The sequence below is a fragment of the Streptomyces sp. NBC_00647 genome (assembly GCF_045207245.1).
Lineage (GTDB): Bacteria > Actinomycetota > Actinomycetes > Streptomycetales > Streptomycetaceae > Streptomyces.
In genome coordinates this window covers 5,943,791-5,961,146 of record NZ_CP109040.1, presented here as the reverse complement: position 1 = coordinate 5,961,146, position 17,356 = coordinate 5,943,791, and the positions used below count along the sequence as shown (strand labels likewise).

Below are 17,356 nucleotides of genomic sequence, written 5' to 3'. Positions count from 1 at the left end.
GTGGCGGAAAAGCGTCCTGCCTTCCCCCACATAGGCTGGGATCCCACACCGGGGGACGTCGACGACACCCGGGAGCTCGCCAAGAAACTCGGTGGCCTGGCAACCGAGTTGGGCACCGCGCTCCGCGAGCTGGAGCGGATCGAATGCGGGGCGTGGAAGGGCAAGACAGCCCTTGCTTTCACCGAGTACATAGGAAAGGACGTCACCCCTCTCATCCGCAAGAGCCACGACTCCTTCGACAAGGCGTCGCACGCTCTGCATCGGTGGGCCGGAGAGCTCAAGGAGTTCCAGGAGGAGGCGGACCGTCTCGAGAAGTCCGCCGGCGAGAAGCTCGAAGCCAGGGAGAAGGCCGAGCAGAAGGCCGAGGGCAAGGGCAGCGAGGAACTCGGCAAGGCTTCCGGCGCGGTGGACGAGGTCACCAACAAGGTCCACGACCTCGAAGACCGCTACCAGCGGGCCGCCGGACTGATCGGCAAGGATCTGGACAAGGCGGCGGACATCGCTCCGGACGAGCCCGGCTTCTGGGACACGTTGGGGCACGGGATCGCGGACGCCTGGGACGCCACCGGCCAGTGGATCAAGGACCACGCCGATCTGATCGCGTTCATCGGTGACCTGCTGAGCGACCTGACGGCCATTCTGGGGCTGCTCGCGATCATCACCATCCCCTTCGAGCCTCTCGGTGCCATCTTCGGTGCCGCCGCCCTCCTCACCAGCGGACTCGCTCTGTTGAGCCACTCCATAGCCAAAGCGGCCGGCGCGGACGTCAGCTGGATGCAGATGGGTACGGACGCTCTCGGCCTCCTCCCCGGCATCGGCCTTTTCGGCAAGGGCGTCAAGGTGGCGAAAGCGGCGACGGCCGGGGAGCGGGCGGCGATGTTCGGCAAGGGGATGCAGGGCACGGAACTCGCGGCAGGAGCACGCAATCTCTTCGCCACCGGAGATCTGGCGGCGAAAGTGGAGGGCGGACTCGGCCTGCTGGGCAAGCGGGTCGTACTGGGCGGGTCCTTCAAGGAGATCGGTTTCATCAGCTCCGAGTCCGGAACCATGAATCGGCTCGCGGGACTCGCCGAGGCGGGCTACCACCAAGGTCAGTGGGTCGGGACGAAGGGACTGAAGCTCATCAGCGGCGGTAAGTTCGACTTCAATCCGGAAAAACCCCTGGGCATCGCGATCGACGCCGCCGGCAAGATCGGTCCGAAGATCACCACCATCACGCAGCACATCGGAGAAGCGGTCAATCCTGGCGACCGATTCCACGAAGCCGCCACCTCACACTGAAAGTGTTATTCGGATGGCTACTTGGCAACCGCCTCCCGGCGAGACCACCCTCGCGCGAAGCCCGGGCAGCTTCGCGACGGGCACGGCGACCGCGGTCTCCGGCATGCGCTGGTTCCGGGACACAGAACGCAACGACATCCAGAGCGACCTGGCCGGATGGCCGGACGGCCCGGTCTTCACCGTCCTCTCGAAGTCGGAACGGCGAGCCCGAGCCGCCGGAGCCTTCGGCGTTCGAGCCGCCGCCCTCGCCGTCCTGGCAGTGGTGGAGGCCGTGGCGGCCGCCGGGAGCGTCGGCAGCAGCCCCAGAGGCACAGGCCGCTCACACGACCACGAGAACGAGGTCGACGACTTCCCTGTCCTCTGGGCGGGTCCCGGCACGCTCGCGCGCACACTCCCCTGGCAGCTCGATCCGAGCCGGTGTCCCGAGAACTACCGCACCCACATCGTCGTCACCGACCGCCGCGTGCTCGTCATCGGCTTCCCGGACGACGACACCACCCAGGACGAAGTGCTCTGGCAGACCGACCGCGACCTCATCGCGAACGTCGAACGCCGGACGTACACCAGGGTGGGCCTGGAGGCAGTGATCACCTTCACGGACGGCTCGTGGTGCAGACTCGCCCCTCCGGAGGCCAGCGACCACTGGGAGGTTGTGCGCCACCTCGCCTACGCCTCCGAGCTTGTCGCGCCCGAAGCGCTGACCCCGGGCCAGAAGGAGAGGGTGGCGGCCCTCGTGGCGGAACGCCCGGCATTCCGCACCGTGGTGACCCGGCGGCCCAGCGGCAACTTCACGATCGAATTGACCTCCGAACCTGTTCCCGACCCGATCGAAGGCAGTGATCCCCGGCTCAGGATCATGGGGCCGGACGGTGAGCACGTGAACTTCGAACCCGGCGACCTCTGAGTGAACGGCTCCCATGACCACCCCCACCCGTACCGTCCCACCCGCGCCTTCCGACGACGGGTCCGACATCCCACCGCTCTGGTTCACCGTTCCCGACGGTCTCTTCGCCCTCCCCATGGCACCCACTCCGGAGGAACGCGGCGCCCTCGCCCACGCATTCGTCCGCGAGCTCTACTCGCGGGGTGACGAGTCGCTCTGGACGCCGGCGGCCCCCTATTACGCCGCGGTCGCCGAGTACATGGCGGACGAAGGCGTTTCGTACTCCGCCGTGGGGCTCTTCTCCACCGTAGGGAACGGTGTCGCCCAGTGCGCGCTCACTGTGGCCGCCGTGCGGACCGATCAGACGGACCCGGACATCGCCGCGCACGGCACACTCGCCGTTCTCTCCACGGACCCGCTGAACGACGCCCGTTGGCTGGACCTGCCCTGCGGTCCGGCGGTCTCCTGCGTGACGCTGCGGGAGTTCACTCTCCGGCCGGAGGTCACCTCGACCGGTGAAGAGGCCAAACTCCTCACCGGCCAGATCCAGGTCCATGTCCCCTTCCCGACAGGTCCGTACACGGCGATCCTCACGCTTTACACAGCCTCGACCGAGTACTGGGGCGAGTTCTGCGACATGATCGCGGCAATCCTCCAGACGGTCTCGTTCGCCGAGCCGGAGGACTGAGGCGTAGCGGCAGCCGAGCCCGGCCGACGCCGGCTCGGCACTCGACCGGATGCCCTCCGGCTGGCCATCCGCCAGAACACCGATGCCGAGCGGGTCGGCCGGATTCGCGATGCCGTCGAACTCTGACGAATCGCGGGAATTGTCCTCGCACGCTCCAAGAAGCCCGCGACAGTCGCGATTTGGGCCGCCCGAGATTCCCTCATCGGAACAAAACGCGGAACGCAAAGCCGGGGCGAGGTATGGAGGCGGGCCCGGACGCGGGTGGGTGGATGTGGCCATGGACACGATCGGGCGCCGGCGGGCCTCTGTTTCGCACCGACTCCACCCCGTATGACCGCATCCAGAAGGAGGGTTCAGCCTGGCGAAACCAGGAGCCCCACGGATACCGTCATTGCCCTTGACTGACTTCGCTCAACCGATGTCTCACGGGGAGTCCACTGTGAAGCGCCGCTCTTTGCCCGTTGCTGCCGCGTTCGCCGCGACAACAGCCCTGCTGCTGACGGCTTGTGGCGGCGGGGGTGACAGTCCGAAGGACAACGACAAGATCGCGGGGGCGGACAACAGCAGGACGAGCAAGCCCGCTTCACCCAGCGCGAGCTCATCGGACAGCGCCGACCGGCCGGACATCACCCTGCCGAGCGACGTGAAGGACGAGTTCGAGGGCTGGAAGACAGGCGACACCAGGAAGGACGCCATCCTCGCGGATGCCGGCCGCGCGCAGACGGCCACCAACGACGCCATCATCAAGGGCACGTCGAACACCCCCGGCATGACCTTCTACTACAAGGGCAAGGCGCTGACCTCGTCCGCCCAATGGGTGCAGAAGTGGCTGGACGCCGGAATCACGTACACCGGCACCACGCGCTATTACGGCCCGAAGGTCGAAATCTTCGACAGCAAGTCCGCGGGTGTCTCGTACTGCGCCGACGAGAGCAAGGCGTACAACAAGGACCGGAAGACCAAGAAGGTCGACCGGACACCCGCCGGGAAAGACGCCTACGTGCTGTACAACACGCGACTGGAGAAGAACGGCCAGGGCGTGTGGCAGACCTCCGACGGGACGTCCGTACGCGGGAGCAAGACGTGCGTTCGGTGACCAGGTCCCGCGCCGCGACCACAGCCGGAGCGCTCGCGATCGCCTGCGCGCTGTCCGTGCCCACCAGCGCCTTCGCCAAGGGTCCCGGGGGATCCCAGTTCGACGTCGAGGGAAGCAACCAGAAGGACGGCGGCAAGACCCTCGAGTCGCGCATTGTCTACAGCGGTTCCACCGGAGGTTCCAAGGGAACGCGTTCCGGTGGGTTCACTCCCGTCGGCGACTGGTCTCCGCCAGCCTGCTGGTACGAGCCCAAGTGGACACCGGACGAATTCGCCAAGGAGTTCCAGAAGGACTGGGACATCCCGAACGCCAGCGGCGTGGGTGAGGCGTACAACCTCGCCAAGGAGCACTACAAGAACGGTCAGCCCTACAAGGACTTCAACAAGTCCGAGACAGGCAAGGGCATGTGGTGGGACGCGGTCCGCGACAGGGGCCGCGAGGAATCCGGCGACCCCGCCGCCTTCGCCTGCGACACGGCCACCTTCTGGGTGGAGAACGGCGAGACCCCGAACGTGAAGAACGCGGTGACGCCGGAAATCCTGGCGCAACTGGCGTACAGCCGGATCAAGGTGCCCGACACCGAGATCACGCTCGCCCCCGAGGACGTCACCAAGGTCAACCTGCCGACCTGGGCCTGGCTCGACAAGGCGACGTTCAAGGAAGTGTCCGTGACCGCGGCGCTCGATGTCGCCGGGCTCGACATCTCGGCGACGACCACCGCGAAACCCGTCTCGCTCAAACTGGAGCCGGGTACGAGCGACGCCGTGACCTATCCGGCCTCGGGAGAGTGCCGGCTGAACGACGACGACTCGATCGGCGCACCGTACGCCAAGGGCAAGGCCCGCGAGACGCCGTCGTGCGGGATCAAGTACCTGCGCTCATCGGGCGACGGGACGTACAAACTCCGGGCGACGATCACCTGGCAGGTCGACTGGACCGGCACCGGTGGGACCGGCGGCGACCTTCCCGACGGGACCTTCGGAACGACCCAGGACATCACCGTCCAGGAGATCCAGTCCGTCAACCGGTGATGTCCTCCGTCTCGGCGCCTGGGGGATCGTCGCAAGTCGACTTGACACCCGCGGCGGCGCTCAGTGGCAAGCACACCCAAGTGACCGCGGTAAGGAAAGCAGGGGGAATGGCTGAGTCTCTCCGCGAGCAGTTGGGCACGGGAGCGAATTTCAGAGTGCGGGTGACCATCATCGGCGCCCTGGTTTCCATCTTTCCGTTGATCGGAATCTCAGCGGCGATCCCCGCCGCCGGCCGTGACGCGCTGTTCTGGATCTACTGGGCGACGCTGTCCGGCTGTCTGCTCCACCTGCTCTGGATCCTGGCCAGGAATCCGACTCCCGGTAAGCGGCCACCGCTGCTGACGCGGGACCTCGCCATGGGCTGGGCCATCATGATGCCGTGTCTCCTCACTTCCTTCTGGCCGGGAATCGTCGGGGCCCCGTTGTTCACGGTGTTGGTCGGCGCGACCTGGGTCGCGGAAAAGATTCGGAGCCGAAGTGTCACGTTCTGAGAACTCCGTGGAATCGTCCGGCGCCCCGACCGGATCCGCGAGCACGACCGGTACCGGACGCCGGGCGGGGCAGGCACGGAACACTCGAAGGAACAGCGCTTGCCACCCCGCCTCCCGGAGGAACCGTCTCGGGTTCACTCCGGAGGCCGCGGCCTGGTGCACGATCGGCAGGATCCCCGAGCCCCCTGAGGACGTCCGGCAGGCGGCCGGTGCGCTGCGAACCCGGCCGGCGTTCATACGCCCGCCGGCCATGGTCGGAGTCGTCCTCGCCGCTCCCTTCATGCTCATCGGCCTGCTCCTCGGACTCCTCGCGACCGGAGCGGAAGCCCTCCAGGAACTGCTGTCGACGAAGGAGGAGCGTGACGCATCCCGGTCCGAACGCCGGGCGGCCGAGCTCCGCGACCGGGCCGTCACCGAACACGGCCTCGACACGACCTTCGACGGCGACTGGAACGGCGCCGCGGGGCAGTTCCTGCTGCGCTGGTACGGCCACTCCTCCCACCACCAGCGGCTCGTCGCTCTGACCGAGGGCCGCACCGTGCTGGCCGCGCCGCCGAAGCGCGTGTCCATCCGCCGGGAGAGCCTCGTACAGGTCGTCGCGGAGATCCCCTCGGAGGACGCGGTCCTCGAGGATCCGCTCCTCGGTGAACACGCGAGCGACAGACTCCGCCTCCGCTTCTCGGACGGCTCCTGGCTGACCCTGATCACGGAGGAGCGGCGGAGCGAGCTCCATATGTATGTGCTGCGGCGTTCGCGGACGGGTGGTGCCGACGCCGCCATGGGGTGAAGGCGAGCCGCCCCCGGGGATGGACGTATCGTCCGCGTTCAGAGCGGGCGCTGTCGACCGGTACCAACCGCGCGAACAGCTCGGGAGGGGCGTCACCCATGTTGATCTGCCTCGGGCATGGTCAGTTCGGGTATCCGCCCTGGTCCAAAGGCACCTGCCCTTACCACTCCTCCCGAGCGAGCGTGGCGGCGGAATCTGCACAAGGGGGACGCCTGCGTCGCGGGCGAGTCACGTCCAGTGAAGAGTTTCGGAAACCGTGTCGAAGAGCTCCACCATGCGATCAGCCAGCGGATCGACGGGCGTAGAGAAGTTGAGCATCAACCACCTCTTCGTCGCCGGGACCTGAACGTAGTAGGTGAGGTTGGTGGTGGGAAGCGTGTTGCCCAACTGCGCTTCGGGGTCGGGTGCTTCGCGGTGACGGTGGCGTACGGCCGGGCCTGCCATCTCCAGCTCCACGACACCGAGTTCGGCGCTCTCGCCGATGCCTCGGCCGGCCAGATGCTCCGCCAGTTCGTCTGCGTCCGAGTACTCCGGCCACTCATCGGGGGCCGGGAGGCTGATGAGCAGCGAGGACGCGAGCGGCACAGGGCCGATCGTGAGCGTGGACAGATAGAGCTCGATGCCCCCGACCTTGTAGGCGTCCTTGGCCTGGCGCTGAAGGTCCCGCATGAACTGGTCCCGGAGGTGGGGTGCGTTGTCCACCCCTCGGAACGTGCGCTCGGCGAGGGCGATGATGCCGCGGTCACGGTCGTCAGGATCGAGCTGAAGCTGGAACCAGCCGTCCGGCACGACGACGTTGTAGTCCTGCGGCGGTGAGGTGAACTCGGCCGCCCGCTTCATTCGTTGTCCCCGTGACCGCTCGCCTCGCCCGCGCCCGAGGCGAGCAAGGAAATCCGAAGCGTCTGTACGGCCTCATCTGCGAGCTCGGCGATTTCCTCCGTACGAGCGATCACCTCCCAAGTGACGGTGACGACGATCAGGCTCTTCATTCCGGGCGGGAAGACCGCGTACTTGATGAACTCGGTCAGCTTTCGGCCGAAGCCGAACATCCGCTTCACCTGCAGCATGGCCTGCACACGCACTGCGGGCCCGGCGGGCAGTTCCAGGTAGGCGACCTGCGGATCACCCGCGACCTCGGCGTTCGCCCACTCCAGGAGGACGGGCTGGACCTCCTCGCGCGTGGGGCGCTCCACGCCCTCGTCGCCGTACGAGTCGACCATGAGGTTGGCGAGGGCCTCGCCGCTCTCGGTGTAGTACGCCGCCGCGAGCGTGGGGACGTCGTCGTTCAGATCCACGGCCCGCGCGACCATGTCGTCGAAGACCGCACTCTTCTCGATCTCGAGCGCAAGCGGGTTCAGGCTGTTCACGACCTGGGTAGCCAGCGCCTTGGCCTCGGCTTTGGTCCCGTCGCGGAGCGTCAGGTCGATCCATCCCGGCTGGAAGTCGAAGCGGCACTCGAAGTCCTCCGCCAGGGGAGCACCGTCGTCCGGTGTGGTCATGTCGTTCCTTTCGCGCCAGGGCATGGTCGTGGGCATCAGCCCAGGAGCGGGTTGATGTTGTCGTCCAGACCCAGACCGCCCAGCGTAATCCCACCGCCGACAACAGCCAGTCGGGTGGCTGTCCTGGAAATCTTGTTGAGGGAATTGGCGTCGAACTGACCACCGAGCGCCGAGGTGCCCAATTTGACCGACTTGAGATCGGATGCCACTCCGGGGTCCGCGATGGAGAAGGACTTCCCGAGCCCCTTGACGGCGCTCCCGCCTCCGCGAGCCGAGAGCTCGTTCTTTGCCAAGCCGAAGTTTCCGCTGCCGGGCTTGAGGATCTTGAGGTTCTGGCTCCAGGAACTCTTGGAGAACGGCTCGATGAAGGGCTCCTTGAGCGACTTCCACACATCGCCCTTGCCGAGCTTGAAGGACTTCCCGGAAAGCCTCCGGAGGTTCTTGTTCGCACGGCTCATCTGACGGACGGTCCTCGCCGCCCCGGCCCTCCCCAACTTGCCGAGCGCCCCCTTGGCGAACTTGCCCGCGATCTTGGAGAAGCCCTTGCCGACACCCATCATGAGGAACCCGAGCGCGGCGATTCCCAAGTCCATCCAGTCCGCGTTCCCTCGGAGAACCTGCACGAAGGTGCACGCGAAATTGACCAATGTCGCGATCATGGCAATGGCGCCCAGGACTCCCGCCAACGCCTGACCGATCACAGGAATCCAGCCGACTACGAGCGAGAGAATCCCGCATACCGTGGCAATCCCGGACGCCCAGTCGGCGATGTCGGCGACCAGGGTGTCCCAAAAGCCATCCTTCAGGGAGTCGTGGCTGATGACGGCATCGATGGACTCACGGGCCCGTTTGGCCGCGTCGTCCCGGATCTTCTTGGCCGCGTTGATCTTCTCGCGCGCTGCGTCGATCTCGCCGCCTGCAGCATCGCGCTTGTCCTCCAGGTCCTGGCGGTCCTTGTCGGCGTCTTCCTTCTTGCCCTTGTCGGACAGCCCGTCCAGGCTCCTCTGGGCCGCCCCCTTGCGCTCCTCGGCGTCCTGAGCGTCTTTGAGCGCCGCGTCGGCGATCTCCTGGGCACGGTTCAGATCGGAGGCATAATTCCGGGAACCGGCATGCAGCTTGTCCTGATAGCCGCCACCTACCTCGACGACTTCTGAACCGATCGCCGTGGCGGCCGTGTCGTACCGCTTGAAGGCCGCTTCGAGCTTCTTGACGTTGCCCTTGGCCTTCTCGCGGAATTCCTTGCCGGACTTGTTGTCCCAGGCGTCGACGTCGACGACCGCCTTGAGATTGCGGATCTGCCGGTCGAGTTCCTCAGCGGTCTTGCGCAACTGCCGCCCGAGAGCGGCCATACGGTCCGGGTCGCCGGGGATGGGGTCACTGTCGGCGACCGGATGCCAGTCGTGCGGCCGTCCAGCCACCGTCACTTCCCCTTCTTCTTGGAATCCTGCGCACCACGAATCGCCTCGGCCAGTTGGTGATCGATGTCTTCGTACGCCTTCGCGGCCGCCTTGGCAATCTGAGCGAGTGCATCGACCTCGCCGGTCAGCTTCTTTCGACTGATCTCCCAATTCTTGGCGAAATCATCGAACTTGTCCGCGAGGTCGCCGTTCCCGAAGTCGTCCTGGTACTTGCCGCTCAGCTTCTCTATGCCGTCGAAAGCCTTCTTGACATTGCTGAGGCCCGTCCCCATCTCCTTGATCACGTCAAGGTCGAGTCGGGTGTGATCACTCTCGCCGCCCATGGCGCTCCCGTTGTGCCGTCCTGCCAAGCTGCCGTGATTCCGCCGAAGCCGACGGACACACACCGGTGCGATGGAGGGCCGGGGCACCCCATCGCACCGGATCGGATGCGAGCCGAAGAGGGTCTCAGCCCTTGACACCCTTGGCCAGCTGATCATCAAGGTCCTCGTACGCCTTCGCGGCGTCCTCGAGGAACTTGGCCATGCCCTTGAGGCCCTCAAGGGTGTCCTTCATGCCCTTGGTGAACTCCTTGAAGGAGTCGTCGAAGGCCTGGGAGCCCTTGGACGTCGTGTAGCCGTCCGCGACGAGGCCGTCGATGTAGCTGTCGAGGCCGTGGAGCTTGTCCTCCATCTTCTCCTTCTCGTGGCCGAGTCGCTTAGCAGCGTGCCGCATCTTGTCGTAAGTGATGTCCGCGTCTTTGCCGCCGGCCATGTGGCGTCCTCCATGCTTCAACTCGCCGCAGGGCCAACCCCCGTGGCTCCTGATGCGGATGGTGTGATCGTCCGCATTGAGCAAGCAGCTTACTTACGACGCTTGCAGGAGCACACCCCGGTTCTGTCACGAGCCCGCACCAGAGGCGGTGTCCGCCCGGGGCCTCCCTGCTTCCCTCACATGGGCCGTTGCCTGCGGGAAGCGGCGAGCGGCTATCGTCGGGAGCACTGTGGCCCGCGTTCCGGAAGCGGCCCGGGGTGTCTGGGGGAGGACGAGCGTGCGGCTCACTCTGACCGTCGTCGACCCGCTCGGCGGCGCCACCGCCGACGTGGTTCTTGATGCGGATCCCGAGTCCTCGGTGGGGGACATCGCCAAGGAGCTGGCGGAACACGTCGGTTACGGCGGTGGTGCGCAGATCATTCCCCTCGGGCGGCACCAGGGAGCCGTGACCGGGGGCGCGCCCCTCGCGTACGTCGACGGGTATCCCGTCGATCCGGCCGCGACGATCGGCACCTCTCCGCTGCGCGAAGGCGCCGTCGTCAGCCTGCACGACCCCGCCGGATGCCTGCCCGGCGAGCCGACCGGACTCGTCGAACTGCGGGTGGCCGGGGGTCCGTCGGCGGGCGCCGTGCACCGGCTCGGGATCGGCCGCTACGACATCGGCGCCGGCGCGTCGTCGTACCTCCGGATCGACGATCCCGAACTTCCGAAAAGGGCGCTGACGTTGTCAGTTGCAACGGACGGAACGTGTCGCGTCGCCGTGCACGGGGACAAGGACGGCGTCACCCTCGACGGCGGGGCCATCGAGGAGCGCGAGGACGACGAATGGCCGCTCGGCAGCGAGGTCGCCGTCGGCAACACCCTTTTCCAGCTGGACCGTTACTCGCCACCCGACGCCGCGCTCAAGTGGTCGGACGACGGCGCGGGCCTTGACTACAACCGTCCGCCGCGCCTGCATCCGCCGGAGCGCGAGACGAAGTTCCGGCTGCCGAGCCCGGTACGGGACTACGAAGCACGTCCGCTGCCCTGGCTGATGGCCCTGACGCCCTTGGTCAGTGCCGTCGTCATGGTGATGGTCTTCGGGCGCTGGTACTACATGATCATGGCTCTGCTGAGTCCGCTGATCATGCTGGGCAACTACCTGATGGACAAGAAGCAGGGGCGCAAGTCCCATGCCAAGCAGGTCAAGGAGTACAACGAGCACAAGGCGCGGATCGAGAAGGACGCCCAGGAGGCCCTGCTCGCCGAACGGCTCGACCGGCGCCGGGCGATACCCGATCCGGCGACCGTGCTGTCGCTCGGCACCGGGCCGCGCACCCGTCTGTGGGAGCGTCGCCGCACCGACGCCGACCATCTGCTGCTGCGGGTCGGCACCGGGCAACTGCCCTCCGAGGTCGTGCTGGACGACCCGGAGCAGGACGACCACAAGCGTCAGGTCACCTGGACCATCGAGGACGCGCCGGTCGCCCTCCCGCTCGGCGAGCGGGGTGTCGTCGGCATCGCCGGTCCCGGCGACTCGGCGCAGGCACTGGGGCGTTGGGTCATCGCGCAGACGGCGGTGCTGCACAGCCCGCTGGACGTCCAGTTCTACGTCCTGACGGAGAACAGCGGCCGGGACAGCTGGGACTGGGTGCGCTGGCTGCCGCACAGCCGGCCCGCCGGGGCCCAGGACGCCAACGTCCTCATCGGCACGGACGCCGAGACCGTCGGCGCGCGCATCGGTGAACTGACCCAGCTCCTCGACGCCCGTCAGAAGGCCGCCCGGCAGAACGGCAACAAGGCCTCGTTCAGCGATCCGGACATCGTCGTCGTCTGGGACGGTTCCCGGCGGCTGCGGTCCATGCCGGGCGTGGTGCGGCTGCTGCGTGAGGGCCCGGCCATGTCCATGTACGCGATCTGTCTGGACGCCGAGGAGCGGTTCCTGCCCGGCGAGTGTCAGGCCATCGTCATCGCGGAGCCCAAGCCCGAGGAGCACGCGACCGCCCAGCGTCCGGCCCGGACCGCGCCGGCCGCCCCCGGTGGCTTCCCCTCCTTCCACGCCTGGCACGCCACCGAGCCCGACGATTCCGCGTCCGGCGCGGACAAGGCCCTCGAACTGCGGCTGCGCGTCCAGCAGACGGGCATCGCGCGTGTACGGGACGTACGGCCTGACTTCGTGTCGGCGGCCTGGTGCGGCCGGCTGGCCCGCTCCCTGTCCCCGCTGCGCGACATCAGCGGCGAGACCGAGGACTCGGCGCTCCCGGGTGCCAGCCGGCTGCTCGACGTGCTGCAGCTGGAGCCGCCGACCGGTGACGCGATCAGCGCGCGCTGGCGGATGGGCGGGCAGTCGACGACGGCGGTCATCGGTGAGTCGTACGACGGTCCGTTCGGCATCGACATGCGGCGCGACGGACCGCACGGTCTGATCGCCGGTACGACGGGTTCCGGCAAGTCGGAGCTGCTCCAGACCATCGTGGCGTCGCTGGCCGTGGCCAACACCCCCGAGAACATGACGTTCGTGCTCGTCGACTACAAGGGCGGCTCGGCGTTCAAGGACTGCGTCAAACTCCCGCACACCGTCGGCATGGTGACCGACCTCGACGCCCATCTCGTCGAGCGCGCACTGGAATCGCTCGGGGCGGAGCTGAAGCGACGCGAGCACATCCTGGCCGCCGCCGACGCCAAGGACATCGAGGACTACCAGGATCTCGTACGCCGTGATCCCTCGCACGCGCCCGTGCCCCGACTCCTCATCGTCATCGACGAGTTCGCTTCCATGGTGCGTGACCTGCCGGACTTCGTGACGGGCCTGGTCAACATCGCCCAGCGGGGCCGTTCGCTCGGTATCCACCTGCTGCTCGCCACCCAGCGGCCGAGCGGTGTCGTCTCGCCCGAGATCCGGGCCAACACCAACCTCCGTATCGCGCTGCGCGTGACCGACGGCGGCGAGTCCAGCGACGTCATCGACTCCCCCGAGGCCGGACACATCTCCAAGAGCACACCGGGCCGGGCCTACGTCCGGCTCGGGCACGCCTCGCTCGTGCCGTTCCAGTCGGGCCGCGTCGGTGGCCGTCGGCCCGGTGCCGCCGATCCGACGGCGCTCGCGCCCTGGGCGGGACCGCTCGGCTGGGAGGACCTCGGGCGGGCCGCGCTGGTCAAACCGAAGGCCGAGCAGCGCGAGGAGGAGGAGATCACCGACCTCAAGGTCCTGGTCGACGCGGTGCGCGAGGCCAATCAGGCCCTCGGCATTCCGCCGCAGCACAGCCCCTGGCTGCCCGCGCTCTCCGAGACGCTGCTGCTCGACGAGATCCGGATGCCCGCGTTCGCGGGCGGTCCCGGCAAGCTGCCGCCCGCCCCGTACGGCGTCGAGGACCTGCCCGCCGACCAGGCCCGCCGACCCGTCGTGGTGGACTTCGCCGGCTTCGGGCATCTGCTCATCGGCGGTGCCCCGCGCAGTGGCCGTTCGCAGATCCTGCGGACGATCGCCGGCTCACTGGCCCGCACCCACTCGGCGGCCGACGTCCATCTGTACGGCATCGACTGCGGCAACGGCGCGCTCAACGCGCTGACCCGGCTGCCGCACTGCGGCGCCGTCGTCGGCCGCAACCAGACCGAGCGCGTGGTCCGTCTCATCGCCCGTCTGAAGGGTGAACTCACCCGCAGGCAGGATCTGTTGGCGGACAAGGGTTTCGCCGACATCGGCGAGCAGCGGGCCGCGGTGCCGGAGGACGAGCGGCTTCCGCACATCGTGGTGCTGCTCGACCGGTGGGAGGGCTGGCTGCCGACGCTCGGCGAGTACGACCACGGCGACCTGACCGACCAGCTCACCGCGATGATGCGGGAGGGCGCGAGCGTCGGCCTGCACATGGTGATGACGGGTGACCGTCAGATCCTCTCCACCCGGATCGGCTCGCTGACCGAGGACAAGTACGGTCTGCGGCTCGCCGACCGCTCCGACTTCTCGCTGATCGGCATCAACGCCCGCAAGATCCCCGAGGAGATCCCGCCGGGCCGCGGTTACCGCAACGAGCACGGCACCGAGACCCAGTTCGCCCTGCTCACCGAGGATTCCACGGGTCAGGGCCAGGCCGCGGCGATCGGGGCGATCGGTGAGGCCGCAGCGGCCCGCGACGCCGGACTGCCGCGCGACAGGCGCCCGTTCCGGGTCGATGTGCTGCCCACCCGGATCGGCTTCACCGACGCCTGGGAGATGCGGGACCCGGACGCCTCCCGCTCCAAGCTGTGGAGTCTGGTGGGCATCGGCGGCGACGACATCATGGGCTTCGGCCCGGACCTGTCCCAGGGCGTGCCGACGTTCGTCATCGCCGGCCCTGCCAAGTCCGGTCGCAGTACGACCCTGTTGAACATGGCCCGGTCCTATCTGGCCCAGGGCGTACGTCTGGTCGTGGCCGCGCCCCGCCCGTCGCCCCTGCGCGAACTGGACGGGCAGGAAGGCGTGTTGAAGGTCTTCGACGAGGACGACATCGAGAGCGACGACCTGCGCGAGGCCATCGACTCGGCGTCGCGCGAGGAGCCGATCGTGGTCCTGGTCGACGACGGCGAGGTCCTGGAGGACTGCGACGCCGAGACGGTCTTCAAGCGGATCGTGCAGCGCGGCGCCGAACGCGGTCTCGGACTGGTCATCGCCGGTGACGAGGAGGACGTGTGCAGCGGCTTCTCCGGCTGGCAGGTCGAGATGAAGAAGGGCCGCCGCGGCATCCTGCTCTCGCCCCAGGACTCCTCCGCGGGCGAGCTGATCGGCATCCGGACGAACCGGAGCATGGTCGGCGGACCGGTCGCGCCCGGCAAGGGCCTGCTGCACCTCGGGGACGGCGAGCCGCTGACGGTGACGACGCCGATGTGATCCGACGCGTCGAGCGGGTGAGAGAAGGAAGAGCAGGAAGAGCAGGAGAAGGAAGAAGAGGGGGCGGATCCGGTGAGCGGATCGGCGAAGCCGAAGCGGCGGAGGGCCGCGGGAGCGGCGCTGCGCTACGAGCACGTACGGCAGCGGCCGTCGGCGTGGCAGCAGGCGAAGGAGAAGACGTCCTGGAAGGACACGGGCTCGGGCTGCCTGATCCTGCTGGTCTGTCTGGTGGCGGTCGTCGGGTTCGCCATGACCGAGCATGAGTGGGGGCCCGAGCTCTGGGGCCGGGTCGCCCCCGCATCGCCCGGTGGCGGGTACGGCTTCGCGGCCGCCGTCGGTGCCGTGCTGCCGCTCGGGCTCGCCGCCGTGATCGCGACGCTCTCCCGGATGAAGTGGAAGGCGAGCCCCCTCCGTTCGCTCGGCTGGGTGGCCGCTTCCCTGCCCGGCGTCGCCGTCTGCGTCTTCTGGGCGCTGGTCGTGGCCGCGACCACGCGCCCCCGGTACCGGCGCAACTGGGACTCCGGGTGCTACGGCCTGGGCGACCCCTGCTGGGTCCACCAGGAGTACCCCTGGGTCTGGGCCGTCGGCCTGCTCTCGACGGTACTCGTTGCCGCGGCGCTGATCGCCGTGCTCATCAAGGCGACGGACGCCCGCGAGAGGACCGGGTCCACCTGAGTCCCCGCCCGCACAGCCCGTCCCACGGCCCCCACGCCCCCGGCCCGTCCCGCGGCCCGGCACCGAGCCCCTCTAGTCGACCTTCGTCATCCTGGCCACCGGGTCCCCCGCCTCGGCGTTGTCCGTGTCGTAGGTGAGGGAGCTGCCGACGGGAGTCAGCCGTACCTCGTGCCGGCCCTTGGTGCAGACGTCGCGGTTGGACTCCTCGGCCACGCTCGTGGCGACGAGCTGCTTCTTCGTGACCTTCTTGAGGATGAGGACGTCGTCGCAGATGCCGCCGATCTGGTCGGTCTGCCGGAAGGTGCCCAACTTCTCGCCCACGGCGGCCTGGTGGACGGTGACGCGGAACGTGCCCATGGGAAGGGTGCCGTTGAGGGCGAGGCCGTCGCCCTCCCAGGTGCCGAGGTAGGAGGCCGGGATCGCGGACGGCTGCCCGCCCGGGTCGGAAGCGCTCGCCGATGAACCCGGCCCGGAAGGGCTCGCCGTGACATCGGGTCCGGGGGCGCTCGCGCTCGCCGACGGACCCGCGTCGGGGGCGGTCCGGCTCGCGGTGGCCGACGGATGTTCACCCGACGCGCTGCTCTGGTCGTCCGTGTCGCCGCCGCCCGGCATCAGGTCGAAGAGGAACGCCGAACCCACGGTCGCCGCCGCCAGCGCTCCGGCGACCGCCAGCGCGACCGTGCAACTCATCCTGCGGCCACGCCCGTCGGATCCGGGCGCGGAGGTCGCGGCCACGCTGACGGAGACCTTGCCCGGACGGTCGTACGGCTGCTGACCCGGCGCTCCCTCGCGGTGCACCGCATCCTCGGCGGCCCGGTTCTCGCGCTGCCCGGGTACGTAGGTGGGCATCGGAGGCGGAGGCGGTCCGAAGCCCTGCGGAGCCGGCCCGAACCCGCCGGCCGGGCCGGGCGCCACGGATCCCGGGCCCGAACCCGGACCGGACTCCACCGAGGGGCTGCTGAAGCCCACCGGCCCGGAGGGCGCGACTTCCGCGGTCCCGGTCGCCTCGAGGTTCAGCAGTTGCACGGCACTTCGGCTCACCTGCTCGACCAGGGAGCCCGGCAGCCACCCCGCCGACACCAGCCGGGCGGCGCCCTGCGGTGCGAGCCGGACGGCCACCTCGCCCGGAGTGGGCCGCGCCGCAGGCTCCTTGGCCAGGCAGGACGCGACCAGCTCGCGCAACTCGCCGTCCAGGGAGTCGAGTCGGGGCTCCTCGTGCACCACCTTGTAGAGGAGGGAGGCGGAGGAATCGCCGGGGAAGGGGGGTTCGCCGGTCGCGGCGTACGCGAGGACCGCGCCGAGCGAGAAGACGTCCGCGGCTCCCGTGACGCCCTTGCCGAGGATCTGCTCGGGGGACATGTAGCCGGGGGAGCCGACCGAGACGCCCGTCGAGGTCAGGGAGGCGGTGCCGTCCGTCGCCCGGGCGATCCCGAAGTCGATCAAGAGCGGGCCGTCCAGAGTGAGCAGGACGTTGGAGGGTTTGACGTCACGGTGGACAAGACCGAGTGCGTGGACCGCCGCGAGCGCCTCGGCGAGCCCGGCACCGAGAACACGCGCGGAGTGCACCGGAAGCGGTCCGCCGTCCGCGACGGCACCCGTCAGCGAAGGGCCGGCCGCGTAGCCGGTGGCGACCCAGGGGACCGGCGCCTCCGGGTCGGCGTCCAGGACGGGGGCCGTCCACGCGCCGCCAACCCGCCGCGCGGCATCGACCTCGCGGCGGAAGCGCGCACGGAACTCCTCGTCGAGCGCGAAGTGCGGATGCACGATCTTGACCGCGACCGTACGCCCGCCCGCGCTGCGTCCCAGATACACGCGCCCCATGCCGCCCGAGCCCAGCCGGCCGAGCAGCCGGTAGGGCCCCACGACCGTGGGTTCGTCGACTCCGAGCGGCTGCATGGCACCCACAACTCA

At 68.6% G+C, this 17,356-nt stretch carries 15 protein-coding genes; 9 read left to right on the top strand and 6 right to left on the bottom strand.

What is annotated here, in order from left to right; translation table 11 throughout:
- From OG788_RS26220 to OG788_RS26190, 7 genes are all read left to right on the top strand, one after another.
- Complete coding sequence (locus OG788_RS26220; protein WP_406373840.1) at positions 1-1,281, top strand: enoyl-CoA hydratase/isomerase family protein; 1,281 nt, start codon at positions 1-3, stop codon at positions 1,279-1,281.
- Positions 1,282-1,294: 13 nt separating this feature from the next.
- Positions 1,295-2,185 carry a hypothetical protein gene (locus tag OG788_RS26215; RefSeq protein ID WP_406373838.1) on the top strand — a complete coding sequence of 297 codons (891 nt, stop codon included), beginning with the start codon at positions 1,295-1,297 and terminating at the stop codon, positions 2,183-2,185.
- A 13-nt stretch (positions 2,186-2,198) separates the two neighbouring features.
- The gene (locus tag OG788_RS26210; protein WP_406373837.1) at positions 2,199-2,852 is read left to right on the top strand and encodes a hypothetical protein; all 654 of its coding nucleotides are present in this window, start codon (positions 2,199-2,201) and stop codon (positions 2,850-2,852) included.
- A gap of 439 nt (positions 2,853-3,291) precedes the next feature.
- Positions 3,292-3,948 (top strand): hypothetical protein, encoded by a 657-nt coding sequence (locus tag OG788_RS26205; RefSeq protein ID WP_406373836.1) that lies wholly within the window; start codon positions 3,292-3,294, stop codon positions 3,946-3,948.
- Positions 3,945-4,979, top strand: a complete 1,035-nt coding sequence (locus OG788_RS26200) for a hypothetical protein (RefSeq protein ID WP_406376848.1) — start codon at positions 3,945-3,947, stop codon at positions 4,977-4,979. Before OG788_RS26205 ends, OG788_RS26200 begins: the two co-directional genes overlap by 4 nt.
- A 107-nt stretch (positions 4,980-5,086) precedes the next feature.
- Complete coding sequence (locus OG788_RS26195; protein WP_406373834.1) at positions 5,087-5,470, top strand: hypothetical protein; 384 nt, start codon at positions 5,087-5,089, stop codon at positions 5,468-5,470.
- Positions 5,471-5,720: 250 nt separating this feature from the next.
- Positions 5,721-6,257: a hypothetical protein gene (locus OG788_RS26190; protein WP_406373832.1), complete on the top strand. Its 537-nt coding sequence runs from the start codon at positions 5,721-5,723 to the stop codon at positions 6,255-6,257.
- A gap of 228 nt (positions 6,258-6,485) precedes the next feature.
- Here OG788_RS26190 and OG788_RS26185 read toward each other — a convergent pair whose 3' ends face one another.
- The 5 genes from OG788_RS26185 to OG788_RS26165 form a co-directional block, all read right to left on the bottom strand.
- Positions 6,486-7,097, bottom strand: coding sequence for a hypothetical protein (locus tag OG788_RS26185; protein ID WP_351548400.1), 612 nt, complete (start codon positions 7,095-7,097; stop codon positions 6,486-6,488).
- Positions 7,094-7,756, bottom strand: coding sequence for a hypothetical protein (locus OG788_RS26180; RefSeq protein ID WP_406373830.1), 663 nt, complete (start codon positions 7,754-7,756; stop codon positions 7,094-7,096). Before OG788_RS26180 ends, OG788_RS26185 begins: the two co-directional genes overlap by 4 nt.
- Before the next feature lie 35 nt (positions 7,757-7,791).
- Positions 7,792-9,180: a hypothetical protein gene (locus tag OG788_RS26175; protein ID WP_406373828.1), complete on the bottom strand. Its 1,389-nt coding sequence runs from the start codon at positions 9,178-9,180 to the stop codon at positions 7,792-7,794.
- Positions 9,177-9,497, bottom strand: coding sequence for a hypothetical protein (locus OG788_RS26170; RefSeq protein ID WP_351548391.1), 321 nt, complete (start codon positions 9,495-9,497; stop codon positions 9,177-9,179). The genes OG788_RS26175 and OG788_RS26170 overlap by 4 nt, the downstream gene beginning before the upstream one ends.
- A gap of 124 nt (positions 9,498-9,621) precedes the next feature.
- Positions 9,622-9,927 carry a WXG100 family type VII secretion target gene (locus tag OG788_RS26165; RefSeq protein WP_266761472.1) on the bottom strand — a complete coding sequence of 102 codons (306 nt, stop codon included), beginning with the start codon at positions 9,925-9,927 and terminating at the stop codon, positions 9,622-9,624.
- Between the two features lie 277 nt (positions 9,928-10,204).
- Between OG788_RS26165 and OG788_RS26160 the strand changes: the two genes are divergently transcribed.
- A complete protein-coding gene (locus OG788_RS26160; protein WP_406373826.1) occupies positions 10,205-14,770 on the top strand; it encodes an FtsK/SpoIIIE domain-containing protein in 4,566 nt (1,521 codons plus the stop codon).
- 72 nt (positions 14,771-14,842) lie between these two features.
- Complete coding sequence (locus OG788_RS26155) at positions 14,843-15,445, top strand: hypothetical protein (RefSeq protein WP_406373824.1); 603 nt, start codon at positions 14,843-14,845, stop codon at positions 15,443-15,445.
- A 72-nt stretch (positions 15,446-15,517) separates the two neighbouring features.
- On the opposite strand, the gene OG788_RS26150 is transcribed toward OG788_RS26155, so the two are convergent.
- Positions 15,518-17,341 carry a serine/threonine-protein kinase gene (locus OG788_RS26150; RefSeq protein ID WP_406376847.1) on the bottom strand — a complete coding sequence of 608 codons (1,824 nt, stop codon included), beginning with the start codon at positions 17,339-17,341 and terminating at the stop codon, positions 15,518-15,520.
- Positions 17,342-17,356: the final 15 nt, after the last annotated feature.